This window comes from Bradyrhizobium sp. SHOUNA76, from assembly GCF_023006445.1.
Lineage (GTDB): Bacteria > Pseudomonadota > Alphaproteobacteria > Rhizobiales > Xanthobacteraceae > Bradyrhizobium.
This window is the reverse complement of record NZ_JALBHA010000671.1, coordinates 1-2,742: the sequence shown is the minus strand read 5'-3', so window position 1 is coordinate 2,742 and position 2,742 is coordinate 1. Positions and strand designations below refer to the sequence as shown.

The 2,742-nt window shown below is 64.9% G+C and carries 3 protein-coding genes; 2 read left to right on the top strand and 1 reads right to left on the bottom strand.

Features of this window, described 5'->3' with window-relative positions:
• Positions 1 to 470 (bottom strand): uroporphyrinogen decarboxylase family protein (locus MOV74_RS35405; protein WP_309486869.1); only part of this gene is annotated, 470 nt, incomplete at its 3' end.
• Positions 471 to 576: 106 nt separating this feature from the next.
• On the opposite strand from MOV74_RS35405, the gene MOV74_RS35400 reads away from it, so the two are divergent.
• Both MOV74_RS35400 and MOV74_RS35395 read left to right on the top strand, forming a co-directional pair.
• Positions 577 to 792: a hypothetical protein gene (locus tag MOV74_RS35400; RefSeq protein WP_246931783.1), complete on the top strand. Its 216-nt coding sequence runs from the start codon at positions 577 to 579 to the stop codon at positions 790 to 792.
• 172 nt (positions 793 to 964) lie between these two features.
• A partial coding sequence (locus tag MOV74_RS35395) for a diguanylate cyclase (protein WP_246931780.1) occupies positions 965 to 2,742 on the top strand: 1,778 nt, incomplete at its 3' end.

Sequence of the window (2,742 nt, the reverse complement as noted above, 5' to 3'; positions counted from 1 at the left end):
ATCAGTTGCGATAGAGCCGGCACGTCCGCCTTCGCCGCTCCACGAAATCCATTCAGCAATGACGCTGCCTTCAGGCTAGCCAGCATCTCGTCCGCCTCGAACACCGGCGCGAGTTTGCCGAAGTCGGCGCGCGGTGCCAGCGTCGCGACCTTGGCGGGATCATCCAGCGGATCCAGCCGCGGGCCCTCGCCGACCTCGAACCGGACCGAGCGTCCGAGCGCATAGGGGATCACCAGAATATCCGAGAAGATGATCGCGGCATCGAAGCCGAACCTGCGGATCGGTTGCAGCGTCACCTCGGCCGCAAGCTCCGGATTGAAGCAGAGATCGAGGAACCCGCCGGCCTTGGTGCGCACCTCGCGATATTCCGGCAAATAGCGGCCGGCCTGTCGCATCATCCACATGGGCGGGATGCTCTGGCGCTGGCCGGAGAGCACGTCGATGAAGGGCTTTTTTGCAGATTGGGGCACGAATGGTCCTGAACAGGGTTATGGCTCCTGATACACCGCCTCGGCCCGCAGCGGAACAGGGGAACCAGCGCAACAGGGCCGCGTTGACCAGCCGATGGAGGACACCATGGCTGAGACATTCAATCCCGCGCCGCATGACAAGCACGCCGACGATCTGCACGAAGCGCTCGCTGCCGACCGCCACACCAAGCTCGATGCCGGGCTGAAAGATACCTTTCCCGCGTCCGATCCCGTGAGCGCGACTCAGCCGACGCCCTCAAAGGCCGATGTGGATGCCGACAATCCCTCGCTCTGGGACAAGGTTAAGGCCATCTTCAGCTAGCGGAGTGCGACGTCGGCTTCCGATCGGCTTGCTAATGTCCTGTTAGCGATGCGCTGATCCCAGCGTCCGTACGACTACGGAAAACGGGCCTATCGCGGCCTATTCCGGCGGTACTTTCAGAGTTCAATAACAGAAGCGGCAGAGGTTCCGAAACATCGGAGAACTCTGCCGCATGAGTGCTGCTACCCAACGAGTTGGATGGAGTCGCCTGCCGCTGCGCGCGGCGGCGTTCGTCGTGCTGACCTGCGTGACCATCCTCGGCGTCAGCGGCTGGCGCGAATGGGCCGCGCGCGATGCGGTGCTCAGGGGTACCGAGACCGAGATGGCGAACGTCGCCCGTTCGCTGACACAGCATGCCGAGGACAGCCTCGATCTCCTGGATTCCGGCGTCGTCGGCGTCGTCAGCCGGCTCGAGATGGACGGCGCCGGGCCTGCCACGATCGCGAAGCTGCGCACCCTGCTGGATGCGCGCAAGAAGGCGATCGAGCGCTTTCACAGCCTCGCCATCATTGATGACCAGGGCAACTGGCTGACCTCGCCCGGCACGATCGGCTCGACCCTCACCGACGATGCCTTCTTCCGCCATCACCAGCTCTCGCCCAAGCGCGAGGCCCATGTCGGCCGCCCCGTGAAGAGCTTGCTCGACGGCGAATGGGTCGTCACCCTGTCGCGCCGCTTCAACAAGCCGGACGGCAGCTTCGGCGGCGTGGTGCTCGCCACCATCAGCTCGAAATATCTTTCGCATTTCTACGAGCAGTTCGAGATCGGCCGCAACAGCTCGGTGACGCTGACTCATGGCGACGGCCTGATTGTCGCACGCAACCCGAACAACGAAAAGTTCGTCGGACACAGCGTTGCCGACAAGCCGCTGTTCCGCGACGCCAACCTGCAGCGACCGGGCGGCGCCTATCATTTCAAATCGCCGCTCGACGGTGCCGAGCGCGTCAGCTTTTTCAAGCGCAGCAGCCGCTACCCGCTCCTCCTGCTGGCCACCGTCGACAAGGCCGAACTGATCGCGCCTTGGCGCGCCGCGGCAATCTCCCGCATGCTCTACGTCATCGCGCTGGTGATGCTGATTGCGGTCATCGGTGCCGTGCTGGTGCGGCAGTTGCAGCGGGGCCAGCGCATGGCCGCGGCCCTGACCGAGAAGGAGGCGCATTTCCGCCTGCTCGCGGAAGGCTCCAGCGATATGGTGACCCGCATCGGGCTCGACGAGCGGCTGCGCTATGTCTCGCCCTCATCCGCGCGCGTCGTCGGCTGGCGCGCCAATCAGTTGATGGGCACGCCGGCACTGGCGGGCATCAATCCGGAGGATCTGCCGGAGGTCCAGACGATCGTCGACGCCATGAAGCGTGGCGAGAGGGAGGAGGCGCGCCTCACCTACCGCAACTCGCACCGGGACAACGGCGAAGTCTGGCTCGAATCGACCATGCGGGTGACGCGCAAGGACAATGGCCGCGTCGACGGCGTGGTCGCGATCTCCCGCGACATCACCGAGCACAAGAAGCTGGAAACCAGGCTCGAGACGCTTGCGATCGAGGACAGCCTCACCGGCCTTGCCAATCGCCGTCGCTTCGACGAGCGGCTGAAGGAGGAATGGGCGCGCGCCTATCGCGATCGCTCCAGCCTCGCTTTGCTCATGATCGATGTGGATCACTTCAAGGCCTATAACGACGAATACGGCCATCCCGCGGGCGATGCCTGCCTGCGCCTGGTCGCAAAGATCATCGCGGCCGAGACGCAGCGGGCCGGCGATCTGGCGGCGCGCTATGGCGGCGAGGAATTCGCCATGCTGCTGCCGAATACCGATGCCGCCGGCTGCGCCCGGATCGGCGAACGGATCCGCACTGCCATTCACGAGGCCGACCTCGTTCATAGCAGCAATCAAGCGTCTGGATGCGTCACCGCCTCGGTCGGCGGCGCGACCTGCCGGCCGGCGCTGGAGCGCAC

Excerpts from the sequence above, each read along its gene's own strand:
- MOV74_RS35400 (WP_246931783.1), top strand. The coding sequence starts at position 577 with ATGGCTGAGACATTCAATCCCGCGCCGCATGACAAGCACGCCGACGAT.